This is a genomic window from Paenibacillus rhizolycopersici, from assembly GCF_014947195.2.
In the GTDB taxonomy this organism is placed as follows: domain Bacteria; phylum Bacillota; class Bacilli; order Paenibacillales; family Paenibacillaceae; genus Fontibacillus; species Fontibacillus rhizolycopersici.
In genome coordinates this window covers 173,071-191,049 of sequence record NZ_JADCNN020000004.1, presented here as the reverse complement: position 1 = coordinate 191,049, position 17,979 = coordinate 173,071, and the positions used below count along the sequence as shown (strand labels likewise).

At 50.8% G+C, this 17,979-nt stretch carries 15 protein-coding genes; 14 read left to right on the top strand and 1 reads right to left on the bottom strand.

What is annotated here, in order from left to right; all coding sequences use genetic code 11:
- The first annotated feature begins 154 nt into the window (after positions 1-154).
- The 12 genes from IM700_RS06310 to IM700_RS06255 all read left to right on the top strand — a co-directional run bounded on the left by IM700_RS06310 (position 155) and on the right by IM700_RS06255 (position 16,052).
- The gene (locus tag IM700_RS06310) at positions 155-1,123 is read left to right on the top strand and encodes an ABC transporter permease (RefSeq protein ID WP_155605135.1); all 969 of its coding nucleotides are present in this window, start codon (positions 155-157) and stop codon (positions 1,121-1,123) included.
- A gap of 18 nt (positions 1,124-1,141) precedes the next feature.
- Positions 1,142-2,032 carry a carbohydrate ABC transporter permease gene (locus tag IM700_RS06305; RefSeq protein WP_193415064.1) on the top strand — a complete coding sequence of 297 codons (891 nt, stop codon included), beginning with the start codon at positions 1,142-1,144 and terminating at the stop codon, positions 2,030-2,032.
- A 114-nt stretch (positions 2,033-2,146) separates the two neighbouring features.
- Positions 2,147-3,832, top strand: a complete 1,686-nt coding sequence (locus tag IM700_RS06300) for an extracellular solute-binding protein (protein ID WP_155605137.1) — start codon at positions 2,147-2,149, stop codon at positions 3,830-3,832.
- Between the two features lie 72 nt (positions 3,833-3,904).
- Positions 3,905-5,818, top strand: coding sequence for a cache domain-containing sensor histidine kinase (locus IM700_RS06295; protein ID WP_193415065.1), 1,914 nt, complete (start codon positions 3,905-3,907; stop codon positions 5,816-5,818).
- Positions 5,793-7,409 carry a response regulator gene (locus IM700_RS06290; protein ID WP_193415066.1) on the top strand — a complete coding sequence of 539 codons (1,617 nt, stop codon included), beginning with the start codon at positions 5,793-5,795 and terminating at the stop codon, positions 7,407-7,409. The genes IM700_RS06295 and IM700_RS06290 overlap by 26 nt, the downstream gene beginning before the upstream one ends.
- A gap of 205 nt (positions 7,410-7,614) precedes the next feature.
- Entirely contained in the window at positions 7,615-9,888 is a 2,274-nt protein-coding gene (locus IM700_RS06285; protein ID WP_193415067.1) for a helix-turn-helix domain-containing protein, read from the top strand.
- Positions 9,889-10,140: 252 nt separating this feature from the next.
- Entirely contained in the window at positions 10,141-11,103 is a 963-nt protein-coding gene (locus IM700_RS06280) for an ABC transporter permease subunit (RefSeq protein ID WP_193415068.1), read from the top strand.
- A gap of 15 nt (positions 11,104-11,118) precedes the next feature.
- Positions 11,119-12,018 (top strand): carbohydrate ABC transporter permease, encoded by a 900-nt coding sequence (locus IM700_RS06275; RefSeq protein ID WP_193415069.1) that lies wholly within the window; start codon positions 11,119-11,121, stop codon positions 12,016-12,018.
- Between the two features lie 27 nt (positions 12,019-12,045).
- Positions 12,046-13,686: an extracellular solute-binding protein gene (locus tag IM700_RS06270; protein WP_193415070.1), complete on the top strand. Its 1,641-nt coding sequence runs from the start codon at positions 12,046-12,048 to the stop codon at positions 13,684-13,686.
- Positions 13,687-13,711: 25 nt separating this feature from the next.
- Positions 13,712-14,746, top strand: a complete 1,035-nt coding sequence (locus IM700_RS06265; RefSeq protein ID WP_193415071.1) for a glycoside hydrolase family 88/105 protein — start codon at positions 13,712-13,714, stop codon at positions 14,744-14,746.
- 135 nt (positions 14,747-14,881) lie between these two features.
- On the top strand, positions 14,882-15,394 hold the full coding sequence (locus tag IM700_RS06260) for a hypothetical protein (RefSeq protein ID WP_193415072.1): 513 nt from the start codon (positions 14,882-14,884) through the stop codon (positions 15,392-15,394).
- A gap of 1 nt (position 15,395) precedes the next feature.
- On the top strand, positions 15,396-16,052 hold the full coding sequence (locus IM700_RS06255; RefSeq protein ID WP_167521173.1) for a PspA/IM30 family protein: 657 nt from the start codon (positions 15,396-15,398) through the stop codon (positions 16,050-16,052).
- A 76-nt stretch (positions 16,053-16,128) separates the two neighbouring features.
- Here IM700_RS06255 and IM700_RS06250 read toward each other — a convergent pair whose 3' ends face one another.
- Positions 16,129-16,737, bottom strand: a complete 609-nt coding sequence (locus IM700_RS06250; protein WP_193415073.1) for a TetR/AcrR family transcriptional regulator — start codon at positions 16,735-16,737, stop codon at positions 16,129-16,131.
- A gap of 174 nt (positions 16,738-16,911) precedes the next feature.
- Here IM700_RS06250 and IM700_RS06245 point away from each other — a divergent pair, with 174 nt between their 5' ends.
- The gene (locus IM700_RS06245; protein WP_193415074.1) at positions 16,912-17,670 is read left to right on the top strand and encodes an SDR family oxidoreductase; all 759 of its coding nucleotides are present in this window, start codon (positions 16,912-16,914) and stop codon (positions 17,668-17,670) included.
- A 101-nt stretch (positions 17,671-17,771) separates the two neighbouring features.
- On the top strand, positions 17,772-17,942 hold the full coding sequence (locus IM700_RS06240; RefSeq protein WP_155605148.1) for a hypothetical protein: 171 nt from the start codon (positions 17,772-17,774) through the stop codon (positions 17,940-17,942).
- Positions 17,943-17,979 lie beyond the last annotated feature (37 nt).

Below are 17,979 nucleotides of genomic sequence, written 5' to 3'. Positions count from 1 at the left end.
TTTGTTTTCTAAAAATCGTGATCGCCAGCCGAAAAACGAATACATCGATACGAAATCTGGAGCATATCCCTATGCTTCGATCCCAAGTACAATAGATACAGATAGGTGAAAGTGCTTACATTAATAGACTAGAACAGCTTGGAGGTCAGAGGGGATGGAAATGCAGCCGTCAACGCAACCCGCAGCCATGCAAGAGATAGAAACGCCGCCCTCATCGAGGCGGAAATGGCTGAAGAAACTGTACACGCAAAGACATATTCAAATTATGGCCTTACTCGGCATCGCTTGGATGATCATCTTCAACTACATTCCGATGTATGGTGTCATCATCGCTTTTAAGGATTACGACATTATTCGAACGATTTCAGAAGCCCCATGGGCTGGGCTCACGCATTTCAAGGAATTTTTGCAGGACGAGAACTTCGTCAATGTCATGAAAAATACGCTTGGGATCAGTTTGCTGAAGCTGCTTATGTTCCCTTTACCGATCGTATTCGCCTTATTCCTAAATGAGATTCGTTCGCTTCGGTACAAGAAAGCGATCCAAACGATTTCTTATTTGCCTCACTTCCTGTCCTGGGTTGTGCTGGGGGGGATCCTGGCAACTTGGCTGTCGGACGTGGGTATCGTCAATGATATTTTTATGGCGCTCCACATTATTGATAAACCGATTTCCTTCCTGGCTGAGCCGAAATATTTCTGGACGATCGTGATCACTTCGGATATTTGGAAGGAGCTCGGATGGTCCGCGATCATTTACTTGGCGGCGATTACGAGCATTTCGCCCGAAATGTATGAAGCGGCCACCATTGACGGAGCCGGAAGGTTCCAGCAAATGTGGTACGTTACGCTTCCGGCAATCAAAGCTACGATCAGTATTTTGTTCATCCTGGCGGTCAGCGGTGTGCTGAACTCTAACTTCGACCAGATTTTGGTGTTGCGTAACTCCTTGAACGATAGTGCAAGTAATGTTATAGATTACTATGTTTACTATACAGGGATTTCTTCGGGCCGGTACTCGTTCTCTACGGCGATCGGATTGTTCAAGTCCGTCATAGCGCTCATCCTGCTGCTGATTGCCAACCAAGTATCCAAAAAACTCAACGACACTTCGTTGTTTTAGGCCAAGGGGGACCTGCACATGTTTTCATTAAGCCGCAGAACGAAAGGCGAAGTCGTCTTCGATACACTGAATAATTTGGGAATGCTGCTGATCTGCTTCGTCACGCTGTATCCGATTTGGTACGTCCTGATCAATGCGTTTAACGACGGGAAGGACGCCATGCTCGGGGGGATTTACTGGTGGCCTCGGATTTTCAGCCTCGAGAATTTCAAGGCGGTATTTGATAATCCGGGCATTATGACCGCGATGGGACTTACGGTAGCCAAGACCGTCATTGGCGTTGTCGCGCACGTGTTCTTTACCTCGATGGTCGCCTACGCCTTCTCCCGCAGAGAGCTGATCGGAGGGAAGCTGTACATCCTATTGGGAACAATCACGATGATTTTCTCAGGGGGGCTGATTCCAACCTTCCTGCTCATCCGGGATTTGCATATGCTTGATAATTTCATGGTTTACATTATTCCGGTGCTGTTCAGCTTTTTTGACCTCATTATCTTCATGACCTTCTTCCGGGAAATTCCCGATGGATTGGAGGAAGCGGCCCGGATCGACGGAGCGAACGATTGGGTTGTATTCTTGAGAGTCGTGCTCCCGGTCTCAATGCCGGTATTGGCAACGATCGCCTTGTTCCACGGGGTCTATCAATGGAACGATTATTTTACGGGGATTATTTACGTCAACAACGAGAACCTGCAGCCGATCCAGACGTTTCTATACCGGGTTGTGGCCCAGTCCAGTTCCAACATCATGACGACGGCCGTACAGGGCAGTGCGGTGACTAAGACAGTCACTTCCCAATCGATCAAACTGGCAACGATGGTCGTAACGACCCTGCCGATCGTGTTCGCTTATCCGTTCCTGCAACGCTATTTCGTTAAAGGGATGATGATCGGCTCGATCAAAGGCTAAGAAGCGATTTAGGCCGACTCACCACGTTCGTGGTAACTCCTCCAAGCCGCTTCTCGGCGGCTTTGGAGTTGCACATAAAAGGAATCACACCAAATGAGAAAAGGGGTAAAAAGCATGGGCATGAAAAGCAAGTCCAAAAAAATGATGATGCTGCTGATGGCGGCCATCATGGTCCTGTCTCTGGCTGCTTGCGGCGGTAATGGCAATGCGAGTAAGGAAAGCGCTAACAACAAGCCTGCCAACACCAATTCGCAAGAATCGACCGAGCCGGCCGCAACACCATCGGCTGATGAACCAGGTTGGAAATCCGATACGTCTCCAATCACTTTCGACTGGTACCTGAACTTTGCCTGGTTCCCGAATAAATGGGGGGTTGACCCGACTTCCCAATATGTAACGAAGAAAACGGGCGTAAACATCAACTTCATCGTTCCTGCCGGGAATGAAAACGAAAAGCTGAACACGCTAATCGCATCCGGCAAGCTGCCTGATTTCATTACGCTGGGCTGGTATGAAGACGGCGTGAAGAAAATGATCGAAGGTGGACTTGTTGAGCCGCTGAACAAATTGGCGGAACAATATGATCCTTACTTCTTCAAAATCGCTGACCCAGACAAACTGGGCTGGTACACGCAGCCAGACGGGAATGTATACGGTTATCCGAACTCTTCCTCGTCCCCTAAAGACTATGAGCAATACGGCGATACGTATGTATCCAACCAAACCTTCGTCGTACGTAAAGATATTTATGAAGCCATCGGCAGCCCTGATATGCGTACACCGGAAGGCTTCGTGGCTGCTCTGAAAGCAGCTCAAGAGAAATTCCCTGAAATCAACGGTCAACCGCTGATTCCGTTGGGTCTGCATGAATTTACAGCTGTCGGTAATGACTCCTTGGAACAATATCTGCAGAACTTCCTGGCAATTCCGAGACAAAAAGACGGCAAGCTGTACAACCGTGAAACCGATCCGGAATATGTAACGTGGTTGAAAACGCTGCGCAAAGCCAACGAAGATGGCTTGCTGGCGAAGGATATCTTCATCGACAAACGCGCTCAAATGGAAGAGAAGATCGCGCAAGGACGTTACTTCGCGATGCTGTACCAACGCACCGACTTTGCAGCGCAATTGGGTACTCTGTACCAACAAGATCCAAACAAGATTTACATCGCGGTTGACGGTCCGGCGAACTCCAAACTGGATCCGCCTACTTTGAACGGTCCTTCGATTTCCGGTTGGACGGTAACATTGATCTCTAAAGATGTGAAGGATAAAGCTCGTGCCATTAAATTCCTGAGCTACCTGATGAGTGAAGAAGGTCAAAAAGACCTTTACCTCGGTGAAAAAGGCGTCAGCTATGACACGATTGACGGCAAAGACCAATTCAAACCGGAAGCCTTTGATCTTATGAATAAAGACCGGGCTGCATTCGACAAACAATACGGCTCCTCCTTTACCTTCTGGATGATGCAGAACACCAACATCACCCAGCAATGGCAGCCTGAATCGGTTGAACCGTACAAACAATTGGAAGACTGGACTCGCGGTAAAACCGTCAGTGTCTCCGAATTTGACTTGATCGATCCATTGGCCAACTCGGATGAAGGCATTATCCTGAGCAAGATTAAGGATCTGCGCAGCAAGACGCTTCCGAAGTTGCTGATGGCACCGTCTGATGCCGAATTCGATAAGATCTGGTCCGATTACATCAAGAAACAAGAAGATCTGGGACTTGCCAAAGTGCAGGCGTTCCAGCAAACTAAGTATGAAGAGAACAAGAAGAAACTTGGCATGGAATAATCCTCGTTCTGCCCAAAAAATGCCCGCGAATCGCGGGCTTTTGGGCGTTTATAAAAAGGAGTCGCGCGGCATATGGAGAGAAGGAAGCCCTGGGCAGCATGGTGGGATTCGTTTAAATATTGGTTTGGGCGCCGCTCACTTCAGAGCCGCCTGATTGCTTCTTATATTTTCATTATTTTAGGACCCAGTTCGTTGGTGTCCTTTTATTCGTATCAAGCCATCAATAACATGTATGTCCGTGATGCCGAGGACAAGAATACCTCGTTGCTGGAGATGGAAATCCAGCATATCGATACCCAGATTGAGTCGATGGCGCGGGCAGCGCAAGTCTCCTACGACGATCTGGAAGTACAGGATTATCTAGCGAATGCGAGCGAGACAGGTGCTCGTGAACTCGTCAATTTCAGCTACTATACGTTTAAAAGCTTAACGCGAATCCAGTACTTAAACCCGAATGTGGAGCATCTGCGGCTCTTCTCAAGCAGTAACATCACCGAAATTTGGCCGATTTTCTTCCGGGAAACCCGTGTAGCGAGTGAGCCGTGGTTTCAAAAAGCGAAGGAAATGAAAGGAACGGAATCCTGGTCTTTTCAATACAATGATCCCGATTTGATGCAACGCTACAAAGGGCAAACCCCAGCGGCAACGCCAAAGGTGTCCTTGCTTCGAGAAATGAGCATTCCGACAAACCATCACGTCGGGATGGTTCAGGTCGACATGTTGCTGGAAAAATTCAGCCCAAGAACCTATTCCACCTTCCAGAACGGCGAATCGCAAATGCTGCTTGTGGATAGTGAAGCCCAGATTTTTACCCGCGACCCAAGCTCGTATCTTCGTACGAATCCGGAATTGGAGCAAGCGATCCGGGAGCGATTGATGCGTTATAAAGAAACCGGGGTTTGGGATATTTATTACAAAGAGAACGGAAAATCATTTCTGCTGCTGCACAAGCCCATTGAGCGGATCAATGCGGATCTGTTGAATATCGTGTCCATGGACGGCGTGCTTAAGGAAATTTCACATATGCGCAATATTTTGATCGGAGCCAATATTGGGTTTATTACGTTGGTTACTGTCATTGCTTATATTCTTAATGCGTTTATTCTGAAGAATCTTCGTGTGCTTACGGAAGAAATGAAGAAGGTGCGGCGTGGGGAGACCTACAGCGGTATCACGATCCACGGTGGGGGCGAGGTCGGAGAACTGGCGCATCATTTCTCCAAGCTGATGAACACGATCAATACGCTGGTGGCCCAGGCCGTTTACAAGGAAGCGCTCACGAAGGAAGCGGAGCTGCGAACCCTTCATAACCAAATTGATGCTCACTTTTTGTATAATACGTTAGAGAACATCAAAATGCTGGCTGAAATCGAAAACCAACGGCAAATTTCCGATGCGCTGACTTCCCTCGGGGGAATGATGCGGTATAACTTCAAATGGTCCGGGGAATACGTGAAACTGCGCGATGAAATCCGCCATATCGAAAACTATATCGAAGTGATGAATATTCGCTTTGATGAACCGATTGAGCTGAAGTTGGATATCTCAAATGATCTTCTGGATATGGAGATGCTCAAGATGTCGCTTCAACCGATCATCGAAAACGCAGTGAAGCATGCTTGGACCGGGGATGAAACGGGAGCGCGAAACATCTCGATTCAGGTTCTGGAATTGCCGCAAAGCGATATCCGAATCGTAGTAACGGACAACGGAAGAGGGGTCGATGAAACCTCGCTGCTTGAATTGAACCAGGAATTAGACCGAGTTGGTTTGACAGATAAGATTCCAGGAAATTTTGCACCGTCGAATCATTACGGTATTGGCCTTCGAAATGTTCAAGAGCGCATACGTTTATATTACGGAAAACAGTACGGTCTGAAGCTTTTCAGCGAGCAAGGACAGTACACCCAAGTTGTGATGATCATGCCGAAGGTGCTGTTAACAGGGAGGGTTGGCACAGATGACAAAACTATTGATCGTGGATGACGAGAAGAATATTCGGTTTGGTCTGAAGACTATGATTGAACGTGAATTCCCGGGCCAATACGATCTCACTACGGCAGCTCATGGGGCGGAAGCCCTCGAGCTATACCGGACCCAAGGTGCAGACATCATCATAACGGATATCCGGATGCCCATCATGGATGGAATCGCTTTGATTGAGAATGTGTCGGAAGGTCCGCAGCCGGAAGGGCAGGCCGGTCGGCCGCAAATTATTATTCTAAGCGGTTATGAAGACTTCAGGTATGCCAAAGCAGCCATCCGGTATCAGGCCGTCGACTATCTCTTGAAGCCGATCCGCCGGGATGAACTGTTCGCGGCGCTGCGAAAGTGTCAGGATAATCTGGCGAAACGCTCGCACATGGTTGAGCAATTAGCCGCTACGGAGAGCTATCGGTTGCAGGTTCAATCGGTGCGTCTGCAGGAGCTCCTGCAGACGCAGCAGGAGCTGGCCGGGGCGGACCTTAGCATCTGGAGTTCCGAAATCGGTTTCGATCAATATGCATTCCCCTTTACGATCGCGGCTTTGACCTACAAAAACGTGGATGGGAGCCGCATGAAGAAAGAGGATTTAAAGTCACTTGTTCTGCATATGTTCGAAAGTGTGGACGGCGTACTCAACGCTTCCTTGTTGGATCGCGAGGGGCGAATGATTTTAGTCGGGGGTCCACGCAGCAAGTTTGAGGAACTTTCGCTGCTGGCGGCGGAACGGGATCTTGACGGGATGTTGATCGGCGTGAGCGAAGAAGGAAGCCGGCTCACGGATCTGGCCCTATGCTATCGCCAGGCTTGTGAGTCGTTGAAATATACTTTTATTTATCCGAAGACTCGATTGATCTGGTATGAGGAATTGCAGATGAAGCGGTTGTCTTATCCTGTTCCGAGGGAGACCATCCGCAAGCTTGGGAATATCCTAGGTACGAATCGGGAAAAAGAAATCGGCTCGCTCCTGCATGAGATCTTCCGGGTTGACCAACTGCCGGAGTTGGATATGTCGTACCTGGAGGCGGTCAGCCGGCATATGAACGAACAGGTGCTGGATGAAGTGTTTCGCGTATATGGCGAAGCTTCCGTCGACGTGCTGAAGCTCTACCGCAAAGTGGGGGATATGTCGAACTTCTGCCATTTTCACGACTATTTTCGATCGCTGGAACAGCTGCTCTCAGACCTCGACGAATATATCAAGGAAGTTCGATCCGCCCATAGTGAGCACGGAGATATGAAAGAAGCGGTGGCGTATATCGAAAACCATTACCACCGTCAACTGAATATGGCAATCGTCAGCAACCATGTATCGCTGAATTACTCCTATTTCAGCGAAGCGTTTAAGGCGTATACCGGCGAAAGCTTTGTGACCTATCTGAAAAAAGTAAGAATCCGAAAAGCGAAGGAATTGGTCGGAAAGGGTTCGCTTAAGCTGTCGGAAATCAGCAATGCCGTCGGATTCGAGAATACCCGTCATTTCTCCCGTGTTTTCAAAGAGCTGGAGGGCGTGTCTCCTCAGGAGTATCGCGATAAGCTGGTGGCCGGCAGCGCCTGGACCGCTGGAGCGAACACCCGCATGGACGAGGAGTGAAGCCCGGAGTTCGGAGTTGCTAAGCCCGTACCTATTAGGTTCGGGCTTTTTTGCGTTTATCGAATTGTGAAAATTTAAAATGATAGAAATAGACCCTGACTTGGCACTGATGTATAATTTATCCAAGTGTGCTATGTAAGCGCTTTAGATCAGTCACCCAGAAATCTGCTGCGGAAAGCCCATTTCGGAGGGGATGAAAGGGAAGATGAAACGGATTCCAATGATGCTTCAATTGGCAGTCATCCTGTTCTGCGTCATGGCGGTTCCCGCGATTATTCTGACGTTGTTCAGCGGTACGCAAATCTTGCGGTACTCCGAGAAGGCGATTGCGGAATCTTCCTTGGCGGGATTAGACGCGAACCGAAGGTTGAACGAAAATGCGCTGAATAACCTGGCTCAGGATACAGTAAGGCTCACGGCAAGCAGGGTCTTTGACCGCATCCGTCCATTTGAGAATTACCGAGAGCTGCAAGAGGATTACAATCATGTGAGCCAGGCATTGACGGTGCTTCGGGAACTGGTGAACTTGAACAACCGGGTGAACGGGGTGTACTCCTCTTTCTTTTACTTAAGCGGTGCGGATTATGTGATTTCGACCGACAAAGGCATTACGACTACGGACCGGTATGAACCGATCGGTTGGATGGAGAAGGTTCTGGAGGGACGACGAGGGATTAGCGGCGTGTGGGTACCTCGGAGGTTGAGCTCGGGAGAAACCGTGATCTCCTACGTGTTGCCCCTGAACCGGTTATCAACGACGACACGCGGGACGATCGTGGTCAACCTGCGGGAAAGCCAAATCGGAGAATATTTGCGATCCGCCGAGCCGGCCGACCACGGCTATCTGCTTATGCAAGCGGATGGGTTGATCATTTCGCACAATGACAAGGCGGTGCTGTTTACCGACGGAACCAAGCAACCGAACATGCAAGAGATCTTAGAAAGCCAGGCGCGGGAAGGTTATTCCTTTCATGAGCTTCATGGCGAGCGGCTTTTGTACACCTGGTCCCGTTCAGATTTATTCGGATGGTGGAACGTAAACGTTTATTCCATGGATGCGTTGATGGCCAAAACGAACAAGCTGCAGCATAATATCGTTTGGCTGACGGCTGCCGTGATCTTTGCCGGATCCGTATTGACGGTGTTTCTCGCGACCTGGCTATCCAAGCCGTTGCGAAGGCTGGTCCGGACCGTTAGGTCCAGTGGCAGCCGAGGAGTAGCGGACAAAAATGAATTGACCTTCCTCGATGCCGTATTTAAACGAATGCAGGAGGAAGAGGAGCAGCTCTATAAGCTGCTTCAGGAACGGGAGCAGGATGTCCGCAGTTTGGCGGTTCACCGTTTGCTGCGAGGGGAAGAGGTCCAGCCGGCGACGGAGCTGTTTCCTGAACCCTATAGTTTGGTTGGCGTCCTTTCGATCGACCGTTACCGAAGTTACGCGGACATGACGAACCCGGAAACCCGAAGCTACCACCGATATCTAATCGTGACGCATGGCGAGACCTTATTCCCTCCCGGAGTTGTTGCGAGATGCGTTTATCAAGGTGAGGGCTGCTTTGCCGTCGTGATCAACTTCGGGCAGGAGGAGGTAGATCGCGATTACGAAGGAATTAAGTCAGCGCTTGAGGCGTTGAGTCAATATGCGGGGGATTTGCTTGGCCATACGGTAACCGTTGGGGTCAGCAGCCGGACGGAGAAAAACGCCGGTCTTCAAGATCGCGCGGCGGAGGCCATGGAGGTCATTAAGCAGCGGATGGTTGACGGAGGCGGCGGGATCTCCTTCTGGAGCGAGGAAGAGGAACGCGGCAAGCCTTATCTTTATCCTGTAGATAGCGAGAGGCGAATTCTGAATTTCCTACAGGCGGGGAACCTTGAGCGCCTCTTAGAGGAATTGACTGTGATCCGCGTAGAAATCCAATCCGCACCCTCTATTTCCTACGACAATATCATGTTTATTTATCACCAGTTGGTTGGTGTCACGATCAAGGAACTGCGGGAAAATCAGATGAATCCTACGCGGATATTCGCCGGTCGGGGCAACATTTATTCCGCTATCGCCTCCATCGACACATTGGATGAGTTGGATCACTATATGCGTGAGTTCTACCGCGATATTCTCCAGTACCTTGCGCGTAGACCCGAGAGTGAACCCGGGCACGGGGAACGAATCCTCCGTTATCTGGATGCGCATTACTGCGAAGAAATCGTCTTTGAGGACATGGCTAAGGAAATTGGGATCAGTTACTCTTACATGCGCAAAATCGTGTTCGAAATGACAGGAACCAGTTTGATCGATTATATGAACCTGCGGCGGATCGAGAAAGCCAAGGGGCTGCTTCTGGAATCCGGGATGACGGTGAAACAGATTGCAGCGGAGGTCGGTTACGTGAACATTCAGAGTTTCAATCGGTTTTTTCGAAAGTATGAAGGGATGCCGCCGAGTAGTTACAAGGCTAGCAAGCTGCGGAGCTCGGGTTAAATTTCGTGGGAGCTGCTTTGCTTCGGGTTAGCCGAAGGAGGCGGCTCCATTTTTGCTTCAACCCTTCAGATTTGATCATAAAGTCCGGCAATCGCCATTACTGCAAGGGGAACGATCAAAAGTGATAAGGAAGATCAAAACTCATGATTTACGGCGGATTAAACGTGGGGGTATGATGTGACACAAACTCGTCATCGCTGAAACAACCGTGATGGAACCGAGACAGGCCAGACTGTGGAGGAGGTGAATGTTGTGAAAGTTGAAAGCGCTTCAAAATCGAAGCCCAAATTCAGAAATGACCCGGCGTTAGGTCGGGGGGCTGCATTCCATTTCCGGCGGGACTGGGAACTTTATCTCCTGTTATTGATCCCTTTGTCCTTTGTATTGGTGTTCAAATACGCGCCGATGTCAGGACTCGTGCTTGCCTTTAAGGATTACAAAATCGCCCGCGGGTTCTGGGGCAGCGAATGGGTGGGGTTCGAGGTGTTTGCCGAGATTTTCGCCAAACATGATTTCGGCCGCGCCGTCCGCAATACGCTTTTGCTGAATAGTCTCGACCTGGTCTTTAGCTTCACGATTCCCGTCCTGCTCGCCATCCTGCTCAATGAGATCAAGAACGTCAAGTTCAAACGGATCAACCAGACCCTGCTCTATTTGCCGCACTTCCTCTCCTGGATCATTATAGGAGCGATCGCTTATCAGCTGTTGAGCGAAAGCAATGGAGTCATCAACAACTTGATCGCAATGATGGGCGGCACGCGGATCCCGTTCTTGCAAGAGGACAACAACTGGTTGGTCAGTTATCTTGCGATCGGCATCTGGCAAAGCATGGGCTGGGGAACGATCATCTACCTGGCTTCCATGAGCGGCATTAACCCGGAGTTGTACGAGGCGGCGACCGTGGACGGGGCCGGAAGGTGGCGGAAGGTGTGGAACGTGACGCTGCCTTCGATTCGCGCGACGATCGTGACGCTGCTCATCATGAATTTAGGCCGGGTGATGGAAGGCTCGTTCGAACGGATTTTTGCCCTGCAAAATAAAGCGACCACCGAATTCACGACGACGATTCCCGTTCTGGTGTACCGCTGGGGGATCGAGAGCGGGAACTTTAGCCGTGCTACGGCGTTAGGGCTCTTCCAGTCCGTGATCGGGCTGGTACTCGTCCTGCTGGCCGACCGGGTGGCTAAGAAACTAGGCGAAGACGGGCTGCTCTAAGAAAGGAGGCGAACCATGAAAGCATCCGTAAACACGCTGCGACTCCGCCGCAAACATCGCTACGACGTCTGGGACGTCCTGATTCATCTCGCGCTGATCCTCGCCTCGCTCGTATGCTTGCTGCCGTTTCTTCACGTCATCGCCAAATCGTTAAGCGATGATGCGTTTGTCATTGCGAACAAGGTGTTTCTGTGGCCGGAAGGGTTTACATTGGGGGCGTACAGCAAAATTTTCGCCGATGCCAGTATTCTGCGCTCTTTGTACGTGTCGGTGGTGGTCACGATTCTGTTCACCGTACTCGGCATGATCATCACGATCTGTGCGGCATATCCGCTGTCTCGCAAGCAATTGAAGGGCCGAACCACGCTGACGTTCCTCTTTATGTTTACTTTGTATTTCACCGGCGGGATCATTCCCGAGTACATGTTGATCAGCAATCTCGGTATGCTGGATACATGGTCGGCGCTTATTCTGCCGCAGGCGTTCAGCGCGTTCAACCTGCTGATCATGAAGACGGCGATCTCCAGCAGCATCCCGGTTAGTCTCGAGGAATCGGCGCGGATCGACGGTGCGGGGCATTTCCGGATCTTGTGGAGCATCGTACTCCCGCTCTCCAAGCCGATTCTGGCGACGTTGTCGCTGTTTTATGCGGTCGGACGCTGGAATGCGTATCAAGATGCGTTATTTTACATTAAGCAAAGAGTGGACTTACGGCCGCTCCAACTGAAATTGTATTATCTGGTCATTCAGGCGAGCGAAAGCTTTCAACTGGAAGCCACGCAGGTTTCGCTAAGCAATCCCGAGGTGTTGAAGGCCTCGTGCGTTGTATTTGCCACTCTGCCTATTCTGTGCGTGTATCCATTTATCCAGAAGTATTTCGTTCAGGGGGTCATGCTTGGGGCCGTCAAGGAGTAGTTATTATCGATTAGGGGGAATCGAGAAATGGGCAAAAAGTTTACCTGGATCCTGGTTTCGATGATCATTGTAGGTTTATTGTCAGGTTGTACGGGCGGAAGCGGCAAGAACGCCAATTCGAACAAGGGCTCGGACGAGTCGAGCCCTTCCGCGAATCAGAGCGCGGACGGTAAGTACGTTGACTATTCGGCCGGTTTTCCTGAGAAGGTCACGCTTGAGCTTCCTGTTTATGAAAGGGCTTTCGAGGGCTGGAATGTCACCGATAACTACTACACGCGCTGGATTCAGCAGGAATTTGGCGACAAGCATAACGTCACCGTGAAGTTCATCCCGATCACCCGCAGCAATGAGGTGACGGATTATGAACAACTGTTGGCATCGCATAAGGCACCGGATATTATTTACCATTATGATATGCCTCAGGCTTTGGCCTACTATGGGGAAGGCGTGATGCAGGAGCTGGATTTGGACGAAATTGCCCATTACGCACCGACCTATTGGAAAACGATGGGGGACACCATTAAACAGTATGGGGCGGTCGACAAGAAAAACGTGTTTTTCTTCGGCGAGCGTCCAAGCCTGGACAGCTTCACGACGCTGATCCGCAAGGATTGGGTGGAGAAGGTGGGCATGAAGATGGAGGATCTCACCTCCCTGGAGAAATATAACGAGCTGCTGGCCAAGTGGAAGGAAGCGGGATTGGGTGCCGGCGGCGAAACGTTAAAAAAGAACAACTACACATTTAATTATGCGTTCCGCGACTGGCCGATCGACGAGAAATACCGCGCGTTGTATTCCGACTTAGGCGTGGCGGATCTGACTACCGCTGATACCGAGCGTTACCTGCGTAACCTGAACTATCAATATAACAACGGCTTGATCGATAAGGAATTTTATCTGCGCGATGATGAGAACAAGGCCAAGGCAGAATTTGTGGCAGGCAAAACCGGGACCTTTAGCTTCTATCTCTCCAGCAATACCGACGTGATCACCTCGACGCTGAAGAACAATCCGGATGCGGAATTTGCTGTGCTGGATGCTCAAGCCGGCGTGCCGGAGGGGCGGAAGCCGCAGGGACGCGCTTACTGGCCCTTCGGGATGATCATGGGCATCAATTATGAGTCCAGCGAGATGGAACGCGCTGCCGTGTGGATGTACCTGGAATGGATGAGTCAGCCGGAGAATCTGTTCTTCCTGCAAAACGGGGTTGAGGGCGAGAACTATACGCTGGATGCCGATGGCATCGCCGTGAAAAACGCGGATTTTAAAGGAGATTCCGTCCTCTCTCAGAACAACAACAAGGACTACTGGTGCCTCGTTGTCGAAACCGTGAAATACGATGATCCGAAGAAAATGCGGGAAGCCTATTTGCGCAGCATGTCGCCACCGGGATATGAGAATTTGGCTAAAGACTCCTTGGCTTTCTACGACAAGTATGCGGAATTCCGTACGCCGGATGCCCTGTACAGTGTGGTGCTCGAGAAAGTGAATGAATATAAGGCCGATCTGAATTCGCTGTTCCAGGAGTTGTATGTCAAGATCGCGATTGCGTCGGAGAGCGAGTTCGACGCTACGTACGAAGCGGCCAAGAAAACGTATCTAGATGCGGGGTATCAGGAAGTTCTCGACGAGAAGCAAGAAGCAATCGATGCCGGGAACTACAAATAGAGTCCAGGGCGAGGAGGATGGAGAGATGTTGAAGCTGAACACGGCCCCTTCCGAACTGAAGCCGATTATCGAACGCGTTGCGGAGTATACTTTCGGGATGGATCTGACCTGGGATTGGCCATGCGGCGTGGCTTATTACGGGATCAGCCGGGCGTTTGAAGCGACCGGGGAACCGGCCTATGTGGAGCGGATGGTTCAATGGTGCGAGGAGTACATCGAGGCTGGGCTCCCGGTCTGGACGGTAAATGCTTGCGCGATGGGACATATGTTGCTCACGCTGTATGAACAAACGAAGGAGCAGAAATATCTCGACCTGATCCTGAGCAAAATCGATTATCTGCAGAACCAGGCCCCGCGGTTCGGGGACCGGGTTCTGCAGCATACGGTGTCGGCGGGGAATGATTTTCCCGAGCAATGCTGGGCGGATACGTTGTTTATGGCGGCGTATTTCATGCTCCGCACCGGGGTGATGTTAGGCGAGAAGCCTTGGATCGACGATGCGCTCCATCAGTTCTACTGGCATATCAACTATTTGCAGAGCGAAGACACGGGCCTGTGGTATCACGGGTACAATCACCTCAACCAAGATCATATGTCCGGCATTTACTGGGGGCGTGCCAACGCCTGGGCGGCTTACACGATGGCCCGCGCGGCCAAGGGATTGCCGGAGGCCTATTTGTATCCGCCGATGATGCATCTTTGGAGCTCCTTGCGCGACCAGTTAGCCGCGATGAAGAAGCTGCAGCATGAAGACGGCTTGTGGGGCACCGTGCTCGATTACCCGAACGCTTACGGCGAAGTGTCCGCTACGGCGGGGATCGCGGCGGCGATGATCACCCAAGGCAATCCGCTGCACGCCAAATATGTACAGAGGGCGTTGGACGGGGTTTTGGCGAACATCGCCGATAACGGGCGGGTTCTGAACGTATCCGGCGGGACCGCCGTGATGAAGGATATCGAAGGTTATCTTCACATCGATCGAAAATGGGCGCAGGGTTGGGGGCAGGGATTAACTCTCGCTTTGCTGGCCGCCGTGATCGAAAACGGGGAACAGGCTTAAAGAGGGGCTCAAGCGAAACCACGTGGTGGTTTCGCTTTTTTTTTGTGCTTATGCTTTTTGTTAAGTTTCATTAAAGGTTCGCGCGTTAAGCTCATCTCATCAAGACAAAGACATCCGAGGAAGGAGGTGAGTGTCGTGAAACGATCTTCCATCACGGCTGGGATAGCCGTTATGGCGGTTGTCCTTTTTACGGCCATCATTTGCACCCAACTGTTCGGCGTGACGACGGCCAGTGCCCACATGGGTCACCATCAAGCGTGGCAGGATTCCTTTCGCTACGAACAACATGGGATGCCGATGATGATGCAATCGGACAGCCGGACGGAGGCGAGCGCCAAGCCGTTATGGCTGAGTCTGTTACAATTGGCTGCATGGATCGGCGGTACCGCGTTGTTTGTTAAAGCAAGCGGGATGCTGAAATGGGCGGGTGCTGGGTTCGCCGTCATTAGCGCAATGAGCTTGCTAACCCCATTGTGGGGTTTGATCGTTGTCATCTTGGGTTACTTCTTGTACCGAAAATGGACAAACCATCAACAGAATGCAATTCCGCAAGAGTCTATGGTGATTCCGTATCCGATCGATATCGGTCATCACCGAGGCCGATTCCTGGATGAATGGGAACGCAATCAATATAAGGAGGAAGAATAATATGGGGATTTTCGGAAGAATGAAAGACATGGCGGCGGCGGATACGCACCATCTGCTGGATCGTATGGAGGATCCGGTCAGCATGGCTAAATATTATATCCGGCAGCTAGAGGATCAGATCGATCATGCCCGCCTAGCTTTAAGAAACCAGCTTGCTGCCGAGCAGCATTATGATCTGCTGGTTGCCCAAACCGGACAAGTGATTGAGAAACGCACCCGTCAAGCCGGATTGGCGGTCGATCGCGATCAGGATGACATTGCGAAGCTGGCGATTCAGGAAAAGCTGCATCAGGAGAAGCTGCAGCAGACGTACCTGGAGCAACGCGAGGTCATTCGGAAACAAACGGCAGCCCTGCAGGGCGAAATTGGCCGATTGGTAGAGCTGCATAAGGACCTCAGTAACAAGCTAACGTTCCTCCTTGCACGCAAAAATGCCATGACTGCGCTGCGGGCAACGAACGCAAGTATAACGGCAGGAGACACCGGGAAAATTATTCGCGGATTTGATCGCATGGAGCAAAAAGTAATGCGGTTAGAGGCTGAGGTATCGGCTGTACGATCGGTGGATCAAGACGGGCTTCGCTTGGCCGATTGGTCGGAACAGGATGAAGTGCAGGCCGAATTGGCCAAACTGAAAGCGGCCAAGCTAAGCTCATAAGAGGTTGCTGTTTTAGTCATCAGTCATCAGCCACGATAGCGCAAGAGAGCCTGCCGACAATCCGGCAGGCTCTTGTTTAATGCTTGCTCTTAACCTCCAGTTTTACGCCGGATTGCTGGTGAAGAATCCGTACCAGTTGCTCCTGCATGTACAATGGGGAGTGGACAAATCCACTTTCGATCCAATGAAAAATCAACCCGAGCAACGCATGCAGCGAATAGATGACCATCAGTTCCGTGTCGATCACTTTAGTCTCGCAGCTTTCGCATCGCAGGTCCTCCATGATGATTTGCTTTAGAGACACCAAGATTTTCTCGCGGAGTGCCGGAAGAACCTCGCTGTGGGTCAGCACGGTATAAAAATCGGCGTTCCGGGCAACGTGATCGAAAATCATCACGGAATGCGCATGGAGCTCATGCGGATAAAATACATCGATCTTCTCATACGGCGCCCGGAAGGCAAGAAGCAGATCCTGGATTTTATCTTCGATCATATCGTTTAATAATTCCTCTTTTGTCCCATAATTCGCATAGAACGTCCCGCGGTTATAACCGGCTTGCCTAACGATATCCGTAATCGTGATCGCGTGAAACGGTTGCTGCGCCATCAACTGAAGCAAGGCGGTGCGCAGCGCTGATTTGCTTCGCAGGATTCTCGGGTCCATTTTTGACGTGGTCCGGGGCATCGTTACACCCTCTTTCCTAAGTTTCGTAAACAAAAAGGTCAAGCTTGTCCATTAATCAACAAAGCAGCGTAATTTGCTGATTGCAAGCGTTTACTGTGATTTTTATACTTGAATTACAGATGATTATTAATCAACATATGTACATTTTATCATAAAAGCGGAGGGATAAATGATATGAAGTTAAATGGGAAAGTAGCGGTTGTCACCGGGGCAGCTTCGGGGATGGGGAAAGCGATCGCCGAGTTGTTTGCGGCTGAAGGCGCCCAAGTGGTTGTTTCTGACCTCAACCTGGAGCATGCCAGCAAAGTGGTGGAGGGAATTGAGAGCAAAGGCGGAGTAGCAATCGCGATCGCGGCCAACGTTGCCTCAGAAGAAGACGTACAGCGTTTGATCGACAGTACCGTGAGCCGCTTTGGTACGGTGGACATCCTGGTTAACAACGCGGGCATTATGGATAACTTCGTTCCTGCCGCCGATATCACGGATGCCTTGTGGGACAAGGTCTTCGCCGTGAATACGACAGGTCCGATGCGGACGATTCGCAAGACACTTCCGATTTTTACAGAGAAAAAAGCAGGGGTTATCGTGAACATCGCTTCAGCCGGCGGTTTGTTCGGCTCCCGGGCAGGAGCGGCTTATACCGCCTCTAAACACGCGGTTGTTGGATTGACGAAGAACGTTGGCTTCCAGTACGCCACGCTCGGGATTCGCTGCAATGCAATTGCCCCGGGGGCGGTGGAAACGAATATCGGTGCGACGCTCACGGCGGTCAATCCGTTTGGCATGGAACGGGCTCAAGTGGGGATGGGCATCAACCCAGGCCTTGGAAAACCTGAGGATATCGCGAAAGTAGCGTTGTTCTTGGCCTCCGACGATTCAAGCTTTATCAACGGTACCACGATTACCGCGGACGCCGGCTGGACAGCTTATTAATCCTAACGACTGGCAGTTCTGCATAAAAAGCGGAACCGAGCCGCACTCTAACGTCTAGGCATGCCCTATTTTTACGCAAGTAAAGGAGAGTGCTCTAGGCGATGGAGAAGGATTCGAAACAAATGGACAATCAACGGGAGAAAGCCCCGAAAGCGAAACAAACGGCCAAATCAAAACCGACTCAGGATACGGAGTTTGCCGAGGAGTTGACGAAAAGCGATATCCAATCGGCATTCCAGAACCCGGTTACCGGCGAAGAGCGGTTGTATTAGTACCTGACTGTTTGGCCAATTTGAAAAAGGCAGATCT